At 73.2% G+C, this 17,383-nt stretch carries 10 protein-coding genes; 8 read left to right on the plus strand and 2 right to left on the minus strand.

What is annotated here, in order from left to right; all coding sequences use genetic code 11:
* Positions 1-5: 5 nt before the first annotated feature.
* The gene (locus tag ABZX75_RS24970) at positions 6-650 is read right to left on the minus strand and encodes a LysE family translocator (RefSeq protein ID WP_355414157.1); all 645 of its coding nucleotides are present in this window, start codon (positions 648-650) and stop codon (positions 6-8) included.
* 550 nt (positions 651-1,200) lie between these two features.
* Here ABZX75_RS24970 and ABZX75_RS24975 point away from each other — a divergent pair.
* Genes ABZX75_RS24975 through ABZX75_RS24985 form a run of 3 tightly spaced genes read left to right on the plus strand, consistent with a single transcriptional unit; the run spans position 1,201 to position 2,872 of the window.
* Positions 1,201-1,878 carry a hypothetical protein gene (locus ABZX75_RS24975; protein ID WP_355414159.1) on the plus strand — a complete coding sequence of 226 codons (678 nt, stop codon included), beginning with the start codon at positions 1,201-1,203 and terminating at the stop codon, positions 1,876-1,878.
* Positions 1,875-2,531, plus strand: coding sequence for a Fic family protein (locus tag ABZX75_RS24980; protein WP_355414161.1), 657 nt, complete (start codon positions 1,875-1,877; stop codon positions 2,529-2,531). The genes ABZX75_RS24975 and ABZX75_RS24980 overlap by 4 nt, the downstream gene beginning before the upstream one ends.
* On the plus strand, positions 2,528-2,872 hold the full coding sequence (locus ABZX75_RS24985; protein WP_355414163.1) for a DUF5958 family protein: 345 nt from the start codon (positions 2,528-2,530) through the stop codon (positions 2,870-2,872). The genes ABZX75_RS24980 and ABZX75_RS24985 overlap by 4 nt, the downstream gene beginning before the upstream one ends.
* Positions 2,873-2,948: 76 nt before the next feature.
* On the opposite strand, the gene ABZX75_RS24990 is transcribed toward ABZX75_RS24985, so the two are convergent.
* On the minus strand, positions 2,949-3,689 hold the full coding sequence (locus ABZX75_RS24990) for a glucose 1-dehydrogenase (RefSeq protein WP_355414165.1): 741 nt from the start codon (positions 3,687-3,689) through the stop codon (positions 2,949-2,951).
* 330 nt (positions 3,690-4,019) lie between these two features.
* On the opposite strand from ABZX75_RS24990, the gene ABZX75_RS24995 reads away from it, so the two are divergent.
* The 5 genes from ABZX75_RS24995 to ABZX75_RS25015 are packed head-to-tail and all read left to right on the plus strand — an operon-like array spanning position 4,020 to position 17,377.
* On the plus strand, positions 4,020-5,936 hold the full coding sequence (locus ABZX75_RS24995) for a non-ribosomal peptide synthetase (RefSeq protein WP_355414167.1): 1,917 nt from the start codon (positions 4,020-4,022) through the stop codon (positions 5,934-5,936).
* 35 nt (positions 5,937-5,971) lie between these two features.
* Positions 5,972-10,894, plus strand: coding sequence for an amino acid adenylation domain-containing protein (locus ABZX75_RS25000; protein WP_355414169.1), 4,923 nt, complete (start codon positions 5,972-5,974; stop codon positions 10,892-10,894).
* Positions 10,891-14,397 carry a beta-ketoacyl synthase N-terminal-like domain-containing protein gene (locus ABZX75_RS25005; protein WP_355414171.1) on the plus strand — a complete coding sequence of 1,169 codons (3,507 nt, stop codon included), beginning with the start codon at positions 10,891-10,893 and terminating at the stop codon, positions 14,395-14,397. The genes ABZX75_RS25000 and ABZX75_RS25005 overlap by 4 nt, the downstream gene beginning before the upstream one ends.
* A complete protein-coding gene (locus ABZX75_RS25010) occupies positions 14,394-15,998 on the plus strand; it encodes an amino acid adenylation domain-containing protein (protein WP_355414173.1) in 1,605 nt (534 codons plus the stop codon). Before ABZX75_RS25005 ends, ABZX75_RS25010 begins: the two co-directional genes overlap by 4 nt.
* Positions 15,995-17,377 (plus strand): MFS transporter, encoded by a 1,383-nt coding sequence (locus ABZX75_RS25015; RefSeq protein WP_355414175.1) that lies wholly within the window; start codon positions 15,995-15,997, stop codon positions 17,375-17,377. Before ABZX75_RS25010 ends, ABZX75_RS25015 begins: the two co-directional genes overlap by 4 nt.
* Positions 17,378-17,383 lie beyond the last annotated feature (6 nt).

Genomic DNA, 17,383 nt, shown 5'->3' on the forward strand with positions numbered 1-17,383 from the left:
CGGGTTCAGGTGGAGACAGGAGTACGGGAGAACGCGGTGCGCAGCGCGAAGGCGCCGAGCAGGCCACCCGCCGTGAATCGCTGGATAGTCATGGCACGAGGCCGGGCGGTCAGAAAACCCGACACCCGCGCTGCGCCCAACATGATCAGAGCGTTCACCGAGATCCCCACGATGATCTGCACCCCACCGAGCTGGAGCAATTGCCCCCAGGCGGGGCCTGCCTGTGGGTCCAAGAACTGGGGCAGTAGGGCGGCATACATAAGAGCGATCTTGGGGTTGAGCAGGTTCGTCAGCAGCCCCATCGAGAACAGGCGGGCGTCAGAGACCGGAGTCAGGTCCTGGGCGGGGGCGAAGGGCGAGCGGCCGCCGGGCTTGAGCATGCCCCAAGCGAGGTAGGCCAGGTAGGCCGCTCCAGCAAGTTTGACCGCCGTGAACGCCAGCGGCACGGCCGCGAACAACGCCGACAGGCCCGCAGCCGCGGCCAGCAGATAGCACACGAATCCCACGGCGGTTCCACTGAGGCTAACCAGGCCCGCCCTGCGGCCTTGGGTGATCGCGCGAGAGGCGAGGTGAATCATGTTCGGTCCCGGAGTCAGGGCCATGCCCAGTTCGATGAGGGCCACTCCTACGACTGCGGTCAGAGTGATCACCGGTCAACCTCCTGGTCGTTCGTCGGGCTGCTGATGCGAACTGGGTCACCGACTTGCAACGGACGGCTACGGCGCATCACCAGCGCCTGTCTTGCCGACTGCAGAGTACGGCCTTGCCGCTCGCTGTCTTCATGCACCCCCGGCTCCTGACCCGCCGGCCACAACCCGCAGCTGACTGCCGGCAGGGTTGCAAGGCTGCTCCAAGACGCACCTCAGGCGAGATCTCTCAAGGTGTCTGGAGAGTCGGATGAGACAACTCAAAGTGTCTGGAGAACCGTCCCACTTGGGCTCGGCTGCCCAGCCCGACGGCAGAATGGCGTTGTCGGTGGGCGAGGCGAGCATGGTCACGACGAACTCCGCGACCGCGAACGCGCCCAGCCCCTGCTCGCCGGCTTCTTCGACACGCTCCTCGGCCGCCCGCCCACCAGTCCAGTGACAGAAGTCGATGAAGATCGCTTCCCGTCTGAATGGAGATCGTTTCCCAGCGCTGTGACGCCTCTGCTCAGTATTGGGTTGGAGTTCGTACGGTTGCGCACGGCAGAGTGGCGTGGTGAGCGAACTGTGGGCACGCACCCTGGCCTGGGCAGAAGTGGATCCGTTGCGGCATCCGTTCGAGCTGGACGAGGATGCGGCGAAGGTATTGGCCGGTCTTGTCGCACCCTTGCTGCCCAGCCCTGAGGCCATCGAAGAGAACTGGTGGCGCTCGCTGGACCCCGTCACCGAGTTCCTGGTGAACCGGTACGGCCGGTGGGCCTGCGGTTGGAACTGGTCGGTGGGTGAGGGCGACACGGATGGCGGGGTCGTCGACGTGTGGTGCTGTGCCGCCGATACCGTGACGACGGCGGACACGACCGCCCCGTTGGCCGTGGCGGCGCTGCTTGAGTGGCGTGACTGGATCGAGGATCTGGCGGAGCGCTTCTCTGCCTTGGCGCCACCGTCGCACTTGGCCGTATCCTCCCGCGCTGTAGATCCGTGGCATTGGGAGCGTGCTTGCACGCGTCTGGTGACCGTGGTGGCCGACCGGACGCGCGCCGAGAGCGGCTGGTACACGCACTGCAAGCAGGTCCTCGGATGGTTCCTTGCCTACAACGGCATCGACGAGGAGCGAGCCCGGGAGATCGTGGAAAGCGCGGTCGGCGGCCGGTTCGGCAGCTGGATCGCACCGGACGTCGTAGTGGTCGACACAGTGAGTTCGCGGTTCGCCCGGACCCTGGACGAAATCCGGTGACGTCCGGCCCCAGCCACCAGCAGGACGCCCTCGCCGACTGGCTGCGCATTCGCGCGCAGGTCTCCTGGCCGTGCTGGAGCGGCACGCGCCCCAACGCGGGAGCAGCGGCGCGCGACGGCTTCCGGGACTTCTTCACCACCAGCCGCGGCAGCCGCGACGCCGAAGGGACCGAGCGGGTCTTGACCGCCCTCGATCTGGCCCGCGCCGACGCGGAACAGGGCAAGCGGCTGAGCTTCGCCCTCATGGCGAACTGGCAGCGGACAGTCCTGCACCGAGCTTCTGCCGACTTCCGCACGGTGCCGGCCTTCGCGAAGGGCGGACGGGAGCGCTACGGCCTGGCACCCGATACCCGGGTGCGGTTCGAGCGCTGCCTGTCCGAGAGCGATCAACCGGACCTGCCCCTCCCCGCACGCGCCGCCCGGACCTACCTCGACGTCCTGTTCTTCCATCCGTTCGAAGACGGCAACGCCCGCGCGGCCATGCTGGCGCTGGCCTTCGTCCTGGCCCGCGAATCCGTCCCACTCGACCAGGTGCACCCGCTGCAAGTCACCCGCTGGGCCGACGACGCCGAGGGCGCGGCCGATCTGGCGCTGCTGCTCGGGATCCTGATCACTGCGGCGGAGCGCCGCCTGCCCAACAGGAGGCAGTCATGACCGAACGAGAGGTCATACTCAACGAACTCGCCCAGGGACTGCGCCCGATGTCACAGGGCATCGAGTGGTTCGACGCAACCGGCCCGGAGGAGCAGTCCGAGGTGCTCCTGTTCCTGCGCCATCACTGCGTCCAGGCTCGCGCCGTCGCCGAAGACGGACCGGAGAGCATCCGCCGTGCCGGGCTGCGGGGGAGGCCGACAGCAGTTGATCTTGACTTGGGTCGCCGGGTCTGGCGACCGTCGGTTCCTTCTCAGCGGACGCGGTGGTCCGCTCAGAAGGAACCCGGGGGCGCCGGTGCAGCGGCGGTGGGCGGGGGCGCAAAGAGCGGGCAAATAGGTTAACTTCGCGCCACCAGAATTTCATTGAAGTGAAACGGAAACGTCGCCGACGTGCGACGAATTCCCCCCGCGAACCCGCTCACACGATATGGCGGCCGCCGTCCACGGTGAGGACGTCGCCGGTCGTGTACGTGGCATTCAGCAGGTACAGCGCAGCCTCCGCGACGTCCTCCGGAGCGCCCACCCTGCGCAGCGGCGTGTTGGCGGTGATCCACTCCCGGGAGCTCTCCCAGACCTGCTCCGCCTCGTCGTACCAGGGCGTTTCGACCAGCCCCGGGGCAATGGCGTTGACGCGGACGTCCGGGCCGAGTTGGGAGGCCAGCAGTCGGGTCATGTGGTTGAGCGCGGCCTTGCTGACGGCGTAGGGGATCGAGCTGCCGAGGGCGCGGGTCGCGGACACCGACGAGATGTTGATTATGCTCCCGGCGCCGGAAGCGCGCAGGTGGGGGGCTGCGGCGGTGGTCATCTGCCATGCGCCGATGACGTTCACGTCGAAGATCTCCCGCCACACGGACGCGTCCGCGCCCGCGAGGTCGTCGAGCGGGATGAAGCGGGTCGCCCCCGCGTTGTTCACCAGGATGTCGAGGCGCCCGTAGGCGTCGACCGCGCTCTGCACGACCCGCTGGGCGTCCGCCGGGTCCGAGACGTCGCCCCGGACGTACAGGGCGTCCGGGAGCTCCTTCGCGAGGGCCTGGCCTGCAGTCTCGCTGCGGGCCGAGTTCACTATGACGCGAATTCCCTCAGCCGCGAAGCGGCGGGAAATGGAAGCGCCTATTCCAGATGATGAGCCGGTAATCAGGGCTACGCGCTGTTCGGTCATCTTCAGCTCCTCAACGTTGACAAGATCTTGCGCTGGATCGTAGCCTACCGCCAGGCGGAATTGAGTTTCCGTTATGCGGAATTTCACTCCGCTAGGAACGTGCAAACTCGGGCAATGTGGCCCATTTAGCGCGCTGAGGCTCGCGTGCGGCACAGCGCGAAGGAAATTCGGGCATCCCGCTCTTATTTACTGTCGGGAACATCCAGGGGCAACTCGGTGCCCGCCATCCCGATATCCGACATCCGGTACAGAGCACCGAACACCGAGCATCGAGTACAAGGGGGATTCATGGGTCATCCGCCCGTGAGGACAGAGCGGCACACCGTGGGCGTGGAGCCCGGACCGGGAGGCGTACACCTGCTCGTCGCCGACCGGGCCGCGAAAACGCCCGACGCCTGCGCCGTGCGGGAGGCCGTCGGGGGAGCGACGCTCAGCTACCGCGAACTGTGGGACCGGGCAGGCGCGGTGACCGCTGCCCTCGTCGGACGCGGGGTGGGGCCCGGCGCGCTGGTGGCCCTGGACCTGGACCGGGGCAACAACCTGATCGTCGCGCTCCTCGGCGTCGTACGGGCCGGCGCGGCCTACCTGCCCGTGGACGGGCATGCCCCCGAGGAGCGGGTCACGGGTATCCTCAAGGACGCCGGTGTGCGCGCGGTCATCGTCGGGAGCGGCGCCGACCGAAGGGCCCGCCCCCTCAACGTGGCCGCCTCGACCGCCGTGCTCACCGTCCCGGAAGCCCTCGCCGCGGCAGCCCCGGACGCCGGGGCCGCCGGTGCGGACACCCCGGGCGGGGCGGTCCCCGGCTCGGACGCCCCCGTCGTCGCGGTCGACGAGGAGAGTCCCTGCTACGTCGGCTACACCTCGGGCTCGACCGGCGCCCCGAAGGGGGTCGTCATACCTCACCGGGCCATCCGGGACCTGGTCACCGACCCGGAGCACGGCGCCATCACCTCCGACGACCGGATGGGGCAGCTCGCCAACCCCGCCTTCGACGCGTTCACGTGGGAGGTGTGGGGCGCCCTGATCGCCGGAGCCACCCTCGTGGTCATGCCGTCCGTCGTCGAGATCGACCTCGAGCGCTGGACCTCGCTCCTCGCCGACGAAGGCATCAGCACCGCGCTCCTGACCACCTCGCTCTTCCACATGGTGGCCCGGGAAGCCCCGGCCTCCCTCCAGGGACTGCGCCAGCTCCTCGTGGGCGGTGAGCAGATGGACATGGCCGCGACGCTCGCCGTGCTGGCCGCGGGGCCGCCGGCCCGGCTGACCAACATCTACGGACCCACAGAGACAACCGTGCTCGCGACCTACTACGACTGCACCCCGGAGTCCCTCGCGGGCCGTACCCGCATCCCCGTCGGCCACCCCGTCCGGGCCGCCGAGCTGTACGTGGTCGACCAGGACCTCCGCCCCGTGGCCCCGGGGGAAACCGGTGAACTCCTCGTCGGCGGGCCCTCCGTGGCCACCGGCTACCTGAACAACCCCGAGCGCACCGCCCGTTCCTTCCTCCCGCACCGCTCGCTCGCGGGCGTCGATGGCCTGCGCTACCGCACCGGTGACCTCGTCCGCCTGCTGCCCGGCGGGATCTACGAGGTCGTCGGCCGCGCCGACCGCCAGGTGAAGCTGCGCGGCTTCCGGATCGAGCTCGAAGAGGTCGAACTCGCCGCGACCGCCACCGGGCGCACCACCGCCGCGTTCGTCGAGAAGACCGGTGACGGGCACGCCGCCCGCCTCGTCGGCGCGTTCCTGGCCGACCCCGCGCACCCCGGCGGCCCGAAGGCCCAGGGCCGGGAACTGGCCGACGCCCTCTGCGCCGCACTGCCCTCGTACATGCTGCCCGCACGCTGGCTTCCGCTGGCCGAACTCCCGTACGGCTCCACCGGAAAGGCCGACCGCTCCCGCATCCGGCAGCTGCTCGCCGAATCCGCCCCGGCGGCCGGAGCCGAGGCCGCCGGAGCCGCGACGGCCACGGCCGGGGCGGCCACGGCCGGGGCGGCCACGGCCGAGGACCGCGACACCGGCCCCCGCGACCCCGTCCGGGCAGCCGTCGAGCAGGTGTGGATCGACCTGTTGGGAACACCGGAAATCGACCCCGCCGAGGACTTCATCGGACTCGGCGGCAACTCCATCCTCGCCACCCAGGCCGCCTTCCGCATCGGCGAACGGCTGGGCATCGCGCTCGACCCCACCGAGGTCCTGCTCGCCGCGAGCCTCACGGACCTCGCCGACCGACTGCGTGACCAGGTCTGACGCACCGAGTGAACCACCCGCAAGGAGAACCCTCGATGGCGCCCACGCGTCCCTTCGCCCCCGAACGCCGGGGGGCCACCGTCGCCCCCCTGTCCCCCGCCCAGGAGCGGCTCTGGTTCATCCACCAGGGCGCACCCGACTCGGCCGTCTACAACGTGCCCCTGCTGACCCGCTGGCGGGAACGCATCGACCTGCCCGCCTTCCGTCGCGCACTGGACGCCGTCGTGGCCGCCCACGAGGTGCTGCGCACGACCTACGGCACGCACGAGGGCGCCCCCGCCCAGTTCGTCGCCCCGGCCGGCCCCGCCCCGCTCCAGGTGATACACGGCGAATCCCCCGACGAGGCGGAGCTCGCCCGGCACGCCCGCGCCCCCTTCGACCTCACCGGCGCGCCGCCGCTGCGCTGCACGCTCTGGCAGCAGCCGGACGGCGCCGTCCCCGGCACGGTGCTGCTCACCGTGCACCACATCGCCGTCGACGGCTGGTCGCTGCCGGCGCTGTACGGCGCGCTCGCCGAGGCCTACGAGCAGGCCCTCGCCGGGCTGGCACCGAACCTGCCCGAACTGCCCGTGCAGTACGCCGATTTCGCCGTCTGGGAGCGCGCGGCCGGACACGAGCCGGCCCTGCAGGCGCAGATCACCGCACGGGCCGGCGCTCTGGCCCCCGGAGCCGGCGCCGACCTCGCGCTGGGCGTCCGCCCGCCCCGCCACCGCGGGATCGGGGGCGAACGGCCCGGGGCCCAACACCGGTTCGTCGTGGCCGCCCCACTCGCCGAAGCCGCCGCGGAGCTCGCCCGGTCGCTGCGGGTGACCCCGTTCGTGGTGCTGTTCGCCGCCTTCCAGGCCGTCGTACAGCGCTGGAGCGGCCAGGACGAGTTCCTGCTCGCCACCGTCGCCGCCAACCGGCCGCACCCCTCGGTCGAGGGCCTGATCGGCTTCTTCGTCAACACCGTCCCCCTGCGCTGCACGCCTGACCCGCAGGGCAGCTTCGCGCAGCTGTGCACGGACTCCAAGGGCGAGGCCTTCCGGGTGCTCGCACACCAGAGGCTCCCCTTCGACCGGCTCACGGCGCAGGTCGCACGGGCCCGCCGGGGCACCCCCGGAAGCCTCGCCGACCTCGGCTTCGTCCTGCAGAACGCCCCCGCGGCGGACCCCCGGGGACGGCACCGCTGGGAGGCACCCCTGCTTCTGCCCACCGGCACGGCCAAGCAGGACCTGTCCCTGGTGCTGGAGTACGCCCCGGACGGATCCCTGACGGCCACCGTCGAGTACGACACCGACCGATACGACGCGGCCACGGCCCGGGACCTGGGCGACGGGTACCGAGCCCTGCTGGCCGCGGCCGTCGCCGGCCCCGAGACGCCCCTGCGGGAGCTCCCGGTCACCGACCGGCCCGCGGGCGCCCTCCCGCACGGAGTCCTCGTCGGCGCCGCACCGGCCGCCGCGGAACCGCCCGCCGACACCGTCGTGGACTTGCTGGAGCGCCGCTTCGCCCGTACGGACCCGGACACCGTCGCCGTGACCTGCGCCGGAGCCGAGCTCACCTGGGGCGAACTGGACGCCTGGTCCCGCGCCGTGGCCGGACTGCTGCGCGGCCACGGCATCGGCCCCGGAGCGTACGTACCCGTCCTCGCCGCCCGCGGACCCGCACTGGTGGCGGGCTGGATCGGCGTGCTGCGCGCGGGCGCCGCCTTCATCCCGCTGGCGATGGACGCACCGGCCGCGCGCCTCGAGTTCATCCTCGACGAGACCGCGGCCGGGACGGTCCTGGTCTGCCCGCAGGGAGCCGAGGTCCTCGCCGGCACGGGCCGCGCCGTGAAGGCCGTCCGGCTGGCGGAACTGCGCGGTCGCGCCGGTGAGTTCCCGGACGGACTCGTGGCACCCGCCGCCGCCGACCCTGCTGCCGTGATCTACACCTCGGGCACCACCGGCCGCCCCAAGGGCGTGCTGGTACCGCACGGCGGACTGCTGAACACCGCCCTGTGGTGGGGCAGGGACTGCGGGCTCGGCCCCGGAGACCGGTTGCTGCTCACCGCCGGCACGGCCTTCGACCCGGCCGCCTTCAACGTGGTGGAGGCACTCGTCGCGGGTGCCGAACTGGTCGTCGCCGACGACATGGAGCGCCGCGACGCCCGGGCCCTGCTGGGACTGGTCCGCGGCCCGCGCGGAGCGACGGTGGCCGGCTCGATCACCCCGAGCCTGCTCCACGCGATGCTGGAGGCCGACGAGGACCGGGGCAGCACCCTGCGCGTGACGTACGCGGGCGGCGAGGCGCTGCCGCGCAAGCTGGCCGCCGACTGCGCCGAGCGCTGGGACACCGCGGTCGTCAACGTCTACGGGCCCACCGAGGCCTCCTGCAACTCCACCTATGCCCACGTCAACCCGGGCGCCCCGGGCGCCCCGCCCATCGGGGTGCCGCTGCCCGGCACGCGCGCCTACGTCCTGGGCCCGCACGGCGAGGAGCTGCCGCCGTCCGTCCCAGGCGAGCTGTACGTCGCCGGAGCCGGCGTCGCCCTCGGCTACCTCGACCGCCCCGACCTCACCGGGGCCGCCTTCCTGCCCGACCCGTACGCCGGACACTTCGGCGAGGAACCCCGGGCCCGCATGTACCGCACCGGTGACCGGGTGGTGCTGCGGCAGGACGGGCAGCTGGAGTACCTCGGCCGCGCCGACGACCAGCTGAAGATCCTCGGCAACCGGATCGAACCGGGCGAGGTCACCCGGCTCATCGAGGAGAACCCCGCCGTCGCGGCCGCAGCCGTCCACGCGGCCGGCGAACCGGCCGTCCTGATCGCCCACGTGGAGCTCAGCAAGGAGGGCAGAGCCACCCCGGTGACCAGGGAGGACCTTGTCCGCCCCCTGCTGCGCTGGCTGCCGGCCGCCGTGCTCCCCGAGCACGTGTACGTCGTGGACACGCTGCCCCGCACGGTCAACGACAAGGTCGACGTGGCCGCCCTGGCGGCGCTGCTCGACCGGCCGCTGCCGCGCGCCGAGGTCCGACCGGCCGAACTGACCCCCGCACAGCTCCGTGCCGCGGGGCTCATGGCCGACGCCCTCACCCGGCCCGGAGGCGAACCGGTCGCCGCCGAAGCCCTCTCGCCCGAGACGGACTTCTTCACCGTGGGCGGCCATTCGCTGCTCGCCGTGCGGATGCTCGCGCAGGCCGAACGCCGCCTGGGCTGCGCGGTCCCGCTGCGCGCGTTCCTCACCGACCCGACCGTCGCCGGACTGGCGCGCGCCCTGGAGGAGGCCCGGCCGCAGGCCGGACGGCCGGCGGCGGCGCAGCCCGCCGACGCCGCGGAGCCCCGGCAGGGCAGCCCCGTCCAGCAGCGCCTGTGGTTCCTGGACCGGCTGCGCGGCGTACGCGTGGCCTACCTGGCCCCGAGCGTGGTCGAGATAGAGGGCCCCGTGGACCGGACGGCCCTGGTGGAGGCCTTCGTCCGTACGCTCGCCCGGCACCCGGGGCTGCGCTCGCGCTTCACCCTGGACACCGCGGCCCGCAAGGTCGTCTACCGCACCGACGGAACGGCCCCCGGAGCCGTCCTGGTCGACGGCACCGGCTGGACCGCGGCAGAGCTGGAGGAGCGGGTCGCCGCGGTCTGCTGGACCCCGTTCGACCTGGCGAAGGACGCGCCCGCACGCGGTGAGGTCATCGCGGTCGGCCCGGACCGCACCCTGCTGGTCTACGGCGTCCACCACATCGTCTCCGACGGCTGGTCGCTGGAGTTGGTGCTGCGCGACCTCGCCGCGACCTACTCCTCCCTCACCACCGGGGCTCCCCTGGAGCTGCCCGCGCCGGGCCACCCGGCGACGGCCGCCGAACGGGCCCCGCAGGCCCCGGGCGACGGGCCGCAGACGCTGCTGGACGGGCTGCGCGGAGCGCCGACTGACATCGCGCTGCCGCACGACCGGGAACGCGGGCGTACGCAGTCGGTCGAGGCGGACCTGCGCGAACTGCGGCTGACCGCGGGGGCTTCGGCCCGCCTGAAGGCGGTGGCCGGCGAGCTGAGCTGCACCACCTTCATGGTCGCGGCCGCGCTGACGGCGGCGGTACTGGCCCGGCGCGGCGGGCAGCGGGACTTCCTGTTCGCCTTCCCGTGGGCGGGCCGGGACGGCGCGGAGCACGCGGAGACCGTCGGCATGTTCGTGAACACCCTCCTGGTGCGCGCGGACCTGACGGGCGACCCGAGCTGGCGACAGCTCCTGCACCGGGTCCGGACCTCCGCCATGGCGGCGTACCGGCACGCGGACACCCCCTTCGACGTGCTCGCGGCCGCGCTGCAGCCCGACCGGGACCTGAGCCGGCCCGCGGTCACCCCGGTCTACCTCAACGCGGCGGACGAGGCGCCGCAGCCGCCGCGGTTCGGCGACCGGACCGTCTCCCGGTACCTGACGCCACCGCGGCTGAAGGCGAAGTACGAACTCGAACTCACCCTCACGGGCGACCCGGACGGCTTCCGCCTCTCGCTCACCTACCTCACCGCCCTCTTCGACGCACCGACCGTCGAGGGGCTGCTCGACGACCTGGCGAACGCCGCCGGGGACCTTCTTACCGACTTGGAGTCACCTGTGCTGACCACCACCCCGACCCAGGACCTCGCGGACCGGATCGCCGAGGTCTGGGAGGGCGTGCTCGACCGCTCCGGCCTCGCGCACGACATGAACTTCTTCGAGGCGGGCGGTGACTCGCTGCTCCTGATCGTCCTCATGGAGCGACTGTCCGAACTGTCCGGCCGCGAACTGGAGGCCGCCGACCTGTTCGAGCACAGCACCATCGAGGCCCAGGCCGCGTTCCTCGGCGAGGAGGAGCCCGGCGCCGCAGCGGTCCCGGAGGAGACGGCGGAGCCCCGGCCCGCCGCGTCCCGGACCGTCGCGCCGCAGCCCGCCTCGCCGCAGACCGGTCGCTCCGGGCTGCTGCAACGGGGTCGGCGCGACGGGGCGGCGGAGGGCTCCGCGTGAGCGACGACGGCGCCATCGCGGTCATCGGGGCGGGCTGCCGCTTCCCCGACGCCTGGAACCCCTCGGAGTACTGGCGCAACATCGCCGAAGGCCGGGTCTCCATCCGCGAGCTCGACCCGGCCGCCCTGCTGGCGGCAGGCCTGACCGAACGCCAACTGGACGATCCCGCCTACGTACGGCGCGCCGCCGGGATCCCGGCGGCCGGTGACTTCGCCGCCGAGTTCTTCGGCTACTCACCGGCCGAGGCCGCCGCCACAGACCCGCAGCAGCGGATCTTCCTGGAGGCCTGCTGGCAGGCCATGGAAGCGGCCGGCCACGCACCGAGCGGCGACCCCCTCGTCACCGGGGTCTTCGCCGGCGGCAGCCCCAGCACCTACACGGCGGCGCTCCAGGCGTCGCGGGCCCTCACCGACGGCGTCATGGGCGCCGTCGACGACGTGGCCCTGCACCTGGGCGGGCTGGGCGACTTCCTGCCCTCCCGCGTCGCGTACAAGCTGGGCCTGCGGGGGCCCTCGATCGGGGTGCAGACCGCGTGCTCCTCGTCACTGACGGCGGTGCACTACGCGGTGCTGTCCCTGCTGTCCGGCGAATGCGACATGGCGCTCGCGGGGGGCGCCTCCGTCAACGAACCGATGCTGGGCTACCGCTTCCACGCCGGAGGCCTCCAGTCACAGGACGGCTACTGCCGTCCCTTCGACGCCCGTTCCACCGGCACCTCCTTCAGCTCCGGCGTCGGGGTCGTCGTCCTGCGCCGCCTCGGTGACGCACTGCGCGCGGGCGACCCCGTCCTCGCCGTCCTGCACGGCACCGCCGTCGGCAACGACGGCTCGGCCCGCTCCGGCTTCACCGCGCCCAGCCCCTCGGGACTCGCGGACGTGGTGGCCGCCGCCCTGGACGTCGCCGGAGTACGCGGCGACCAGCTGCGCTACGTCGAGGCACACGGCTCCGGCACACCGCTGGGCGACCAGATCGAGCTGCGCGGACTGACCGCCGGAATCAGGGCGGGCCTGGACCGGGCGTGCTCCGCCCCGGCGGGTTTCTGCGGACTCGGATCGGTGAAGGCCAACATCGGCCACGCCGGACCGGCCGCCGGCATCGCCGGACTCATCAAGGCCGTCCAGGTGGCACGGACCGGAGAACTGCCGCCGCACCCGATGTTCGAGCGGCCCCGCAACCCCGGGGTACTCGCCGAGAGCCCCTTCACCATCGCCCCCACCCCCACCCGGACCGGCGACGACGCGTACGTCCTGGTCAACTCCATGGGGCTGGGCGGCACCAACGCGACCGCCGTGCTCGGACCGCCGCCGGCGCCCACCGGACCCGCCGCGCCGCAGCGGGAGAGCGTACGGCTCGTGCTGTCCGCGCGGACGCTCGGGGAACTCGCGGCCGTGGCCGAGGAGCTCGCAGGGGCACTGACCGCGCCCGACGCACCGGCGCTCGCCGACGCCGCGCACACGCTCCGGGTGGGACGTACCGCGCTGCCGCTGCGCAGCACGGTCACCGGATCCGCCCTCGACCCGGCGGCGTTGGCCGCGCAGCTGCGCGCGGGTGCCGTCGACCTGCGCGCGGGTGTCGCGGAGCCGCCGAAGACGCTGCGTCGGGTGGTACTCGTACCTCCGGCCGGGCCCGCCCCGGACCCGGCGGTCCTCACCCGGCTCTCAGCCGCCTTCAAGGGGCGCGCCGAGACGGCCGCCCCCGGCCAGGAGCCGCGCGCGGACCGGTTCGCGATCCTCCTCGGCGGCGGCGAGTCCGGCGGCGGCCGCCACGTGCTGGCCCTCGACGGGAGGGGCGCGGCCACCGACGAGGCGCTGGAGGCCGCGGTCACCGCGGCCTGGGCACACGGCGCGGACGTCGACTGGGAGGCCCTTGGCGGGCCGGCCGGCCGCCGGGTCCCGCTGCCCGCCTACCCCTTCGTACGGGGCACGTACTGGGCCCTGGACACGCTGCCGCCGATCGCCGCACCGCCCCGGCCGACGTCCACGGCAGATCCTGCACCGGCCGCCGGCCCGGTCCCGGCCGCGGACACGACGGCCGGGCCGGCCGGCGAGAGCGGAGCCGACCCCGTGATGGCCCGGGTGCTGGAAGTCTGGCGCCGGGTGCTGGGGCACTCCGGTCTCGGCCCCGACGACGAGTTCGGCGACTTCGGCGGGGACTCGCTCACCTCCATGCGGATCGAGGCCTCGCTGCAGCGCGAGTTCGCGGTCACGGTCAACGTCTTCCGGGCGGGCGGCGCGCAGGCCACGGTCCGGCGCATGGCCGGCATCGTGCGCGCCGCGACGGCGCCGGACGCCGGACAGCAGACCGGCGCACCGCCACGGGGACTCACCGAGGCCGACCTGGTCGTCGCCGACCTGGCCCTGCCCATCGGCCCCGTCGGCGCCACCGGCGACCGGGCCGGAGCCACCGACACCCTGCTCACCAGCGGCTCCGGCTTCCTCGACACCTTCGTGCTGCACGAGCTGGTCCGGGCGACGAGCGGCCTGGTCCACGTCCTGGTACCGGCCGCCGACGAGGACGAGGCCCGCGACCTGCTCCGGGAGCGGGCCCTGGCCTGCGCCCTGCCCGTACCCGACCCGCAGCGCGTACGGGTGCTGTGCGGCGACGGCACCGACGCCTGGCAGTCCCGTCCGGGACTGACGCCCGACCGGATCGCCCGGGTCGTGCACACCGCGGCCTCCGTCGACCTGCACGGTGCGTACGAGCAAGTCCGTGAGGACAGCGTCCTGCCGATGGTGTCCCTCCTCACCTGGATGCGCGGGCACGGCATCGACGACCTCGTCCTGCTGTCGACGCTCAGCGCCTGCGGTTCCGGACTCGGGGCGGACGCCCGCATCGAGGAGAGCCGCGAACAGCCCCTGGTACCGGGCATGCACGGCGGGGCCGTTGCCAGCTGGGTCACCGAACGGCTGGCCGAGCGGGCCGAGGGCGAGGGCATGCGCGTGCGCGTGTTCCGCACCGGACTGCTGCTCGGCGACACCTCCTCCGGCGCCTGCGATCCCGACCACCCGCTGTGGCGCCTGATCGCCGGCGCGCTCGCCACCGGAGTGCACCCCCGGGACGAACGGCCCCTTGCCGTCAGCCCGGTGGACCTGGCCTCCCGGGCGATCGCCGAACTCGCCCTCTCCCCGGCCTCCGAGGGCCGCGCCTACCACCTCGTCGGAGAGACGACCGTCAGCGCACTGGGCCTCTTCGAACTGCTCACGGCGGGAGACCGGCCCACCCGCACCGTGTCGGAACGCGCCTGGCAGCGGGAGGTGGCCCTGCGCGCCCTGGACCGGGAGAACGAGGCCCTCGACCCTCTGGCCGTGCGCGGCCTGCGCCGCTTCGCCCTCGCCGGGCCCGCCGGCAGCGCCGGGGTCGAGGCGCAGGCCTGGCGGCCGTGGCTGGACCGAGGCGGCCACGACCCGAACCCGACGGCCCACCTCCTCATCAAGAGCCTGGACTTCGCAACCACCCGACGTGCCGCCTACGCGGAACTGCTCGACCTGCAAGGAACCCGATGACCGACACCACCGACCGCGACGAACCGGCGCAACCCACGCTGTACGACTGGTTCGCGAGGTCCCTGGCGGACCACCCCGACGAACCGGCCCTGGAGGTACTGGGCCGCAGCCACAGCTACCGGGAACTCGCAGAGCGGGCGGCGGCCGTCGCCGGAGCACTGCTGCGGGCCAACGGCGGCGAGGCTCCGGCCCGCATCGCGCTGCTGGCCTCGCGCAGCCTCACGGCCTTCGCCGGCTACCTGGCAGCCCTGCGCCTGGGCGCGACGGTGACCCCCCTCAACCCGGCCTACCCCGCGGCGCGCAACCGCGCCGTGTGGGAGCTGGCACGGGCCGAGGTCCTGCTCGTCGACGAGGGGGGCGCGCCCCAGCTCGGCGCGGACACCGGCGCCGGGCCCGCCGTCCTGCTGCTGACCGAGGAGGAGACTGCGGCGCTGCCCGCCGACGAGGCGGCCCTGCCCGCACGGTCCAGCGGCCCCGACGACGTCGCGTACGTCCTGTTCACCTCCGGATCCACCGGCCGCCCCAAGGGCGTCCCGATCCGGCACCGCAACCTCGCCCCGTACGTCGGGCATAACATCCGGCGGTTCGAGGTAGCCCCCGGCTGCCGCGTCTCGCACACCTTCGACCTCACCTTCGACCCGTCGGTCTTCGACCTGTTCGTCACCTGGGGCGGCGGCGCCACCCTGGTGGTGCCCCAGCGCACGGAACTGCTGGAGCCGATCGCGTACGTCGTCGACCGAGGGATCACCCACTGGTTCTCGGTGCCCTCCGTGGTGTCCGTCTCCGCGAGCCTCGGCAGACTGCCCGCGGGGCAGGCCACCGGGCTGCGCTACGGCGTCTTCATCGGCGAGCAGCTCACCTCGCGGCAGGCCCGGCTGTGGCACGAGGCCGCGCCGAAGGCCCGGATCGAGAACGTCTACGGACCCACCGAACTCACCGTCGCCTGCAGCGAGTTCCGGCTCCCGCAGGAACCGGGCGACTGGCCCGAGGCGTCGAACGGCACCGTGCCCATCGGACCCGTGTACGACTTCCTCGACCACGTCGTCCTCGGCGACGACGGACTGCCCGCCGAGGAGGGCGAGCTGTGCGTGCGCGGCCCGCAGCGCTTCGACGGATACCTCGACCCGGCCGACGACAAGGGCCGCTTCCTCGCCTACGTCCCCGGATCGGGTGAGCCCGCGCAGGTGTACGACGGCCGGGGACCGCTCACCGCGGAGCACTGGTACCGCACGGGCGACCGGGTGCGCCGGGTCAGCCGGGAACACGGCACACTCAGCCACCTGGGGCGGCTCGACAGCCAGGTCAAGGTGCGCGGCTACCGGATCGAACTGGGCGAGATCGAGTCGGCGGTACGCCGCCACGACTCCGTCCGTGACGTCGTCGTGCTGGCCGTGCCAGGACCGGACGAGACCGAACTCGTCGGCTGCTACACGGGGACGGAGCTCAAGGCCACCGACCTGATGCTGTGGCTGCGCAGGCACGTGCCCGTCCACATGGTGCCGCGCCGCTGGACGTTCCTCGACGCCATGCCCCTCAACCCCAACGGGAAGATCGACCGGCCCGCGCTGCGGGCTCGGTTCACCGAAGGGACGAGCCGGTGAACGACGTCGCGGACGCCCCGCGCTCCCGCCTGCGGAGCCTGTTCCACGACCTCAAGCCGCCGCCAGGCGTGGTGCGGATCCTGGCGTTCAGCAATCTGGCCCGCACCGTGGCCAACGGCTTCCTGCTCTCCGTCAGCGTGCTCTTCTTCATCCGGGCGCTGGGCATCGACGCCGGCGACGTCGGCCTGGGCCTCACCGTCGCCGCCGTCCTCGCCATGATCGTGAGCATCCCCGCCGGGCGGCTCTCCGACCGGCTCGGCTCCCGCAACACCTCCGTGCTCTTCGGCGTCCTCCAGGGAGTCGCGGTCGGCTGCTACGCCCTGTCCGGAGGGTTCACCGGGTTCCTCGTGGTCGCGGCCCTCTCCGCCATGGCCGACGCCGGCGGCGCGGCAGCGCGCGGCGCCCTGATCGCCGAGGCACTGCCCCCGGCGGAACGGGTCCGGGCCCGCGCCTACCTGCAGTCCGTCATCAACGTCGGCCTCTCCCTCGGCACGCTGCTCGGCGGCGTCGCACTGGCGGCGGACTCGGGCACGCTCTACCGGTGGCTGCTCGCCGCCGCGGGGCTGCTGTTCGTCGGCGCGGGGCTGATGTGCCTGCCGCTGCCGAACACCAGGGCCCGCTCCGGCCCGCCGGGAGACGAAGCCGCGGCCAACGTCCTGCGGGACGCGCCGTTCGTGGCGGTCTCGGTGCTCAACGCGGTTCTGGTACTGGGCACCGACGCCCTCCTGACGGTGGCACTGCCGATCTGGATCGCCGAGCGGACGGACGCGCCGATCTCGCTGTTCGCGGGGCTCGTCTTCGTCAACACCACCATGTGCGTGCTGTTCCAGGTCCGGATGAGCAAGGGCGCCGAGGACGTCACCGGCGGCGCCAGGGCCATGCGGCGCGCCGGGATCCTGCTGGCGGTGTGCTGCGCCGTGTTCGCACTGTCCGCCGGGCAGCCGGCCTGGGTCGCCGCGGTCTGCCTGGTCGTCGGCGCCATCGTGCACGTGTGCGCGGAGATGCTGCACTCCGCGGGATCGTGGGCCCTGTCCTACGAGCTGGCTCCCGCCCACGCGCACGGTCAGTACCAGGGCATGTTCAACCTCACCCAACGCGTGGGCGGCGCCGTGACCCCCGCCCTCACCACCGCGGTGATCATCGGATGGGGCTGGCCCGGATGGCTGCTGTTCGGTGCCCTCCTGCTGGCCGGCGGCCTCGCGACGCCCGCGGTGGCCCGCTGGGCGGCCCGTACCCGCGTGGTCGAGGACACCTCGGAGCCCGAAGACGCACAGCCGGCGCAGGCCTCGGCCGGTCCGGCGGGCGGGAAGGTGACACCGGCCGCCGCCGCGGCCCCCGCTCCGGCCCCGGCCGACGCCGCAAGCGGCGTCCGCCCCTGAGAGCCG

Origin of the sequence: Streptomyces sp. NPDC003038, from assembly GCF_040611115.1 — a bacterium.
In the GTDB taxonomy this organism is placed as follows: domain Bacteria; phylum Actinomycetota; class Actinomycetes; order Streptomycetales; family Streptomycetaceae; genus Streptomyces.

Excerpts from the sequence above, each read along its gene's own strand:
- ABZX75_RS25010 (WP_355414173.1), top strand. The coding sequence starts at position 14,394 with ATGACCGACACCACCGACCGCGACGAACCGGCGCAACCCACGCTGTAC.
- ABZX75_RS24985 (WP_355414163.1), top strand. The coding sequence starts at position 2,528 with ATGACCGAACGAGAGGTCATACTCAACGAACTCGCCCAGGGACTGCGC.
- ABZX75_RS24990 (WP_355414165.1), bottom strand. The coding sequence starts at position 3,689 with ATGACCGAACAGCGCGTAGCCCTGATTACCGGCTCATCATCTGGAATA.
- ABZX75_RS25000 (WP_355414169.1), top strand. The coding sequence starts at position 5,972 with ATGGCGCCCACGCGTCCCTTCGCCCCCGAACGCCGGGGGGCCACCGTC.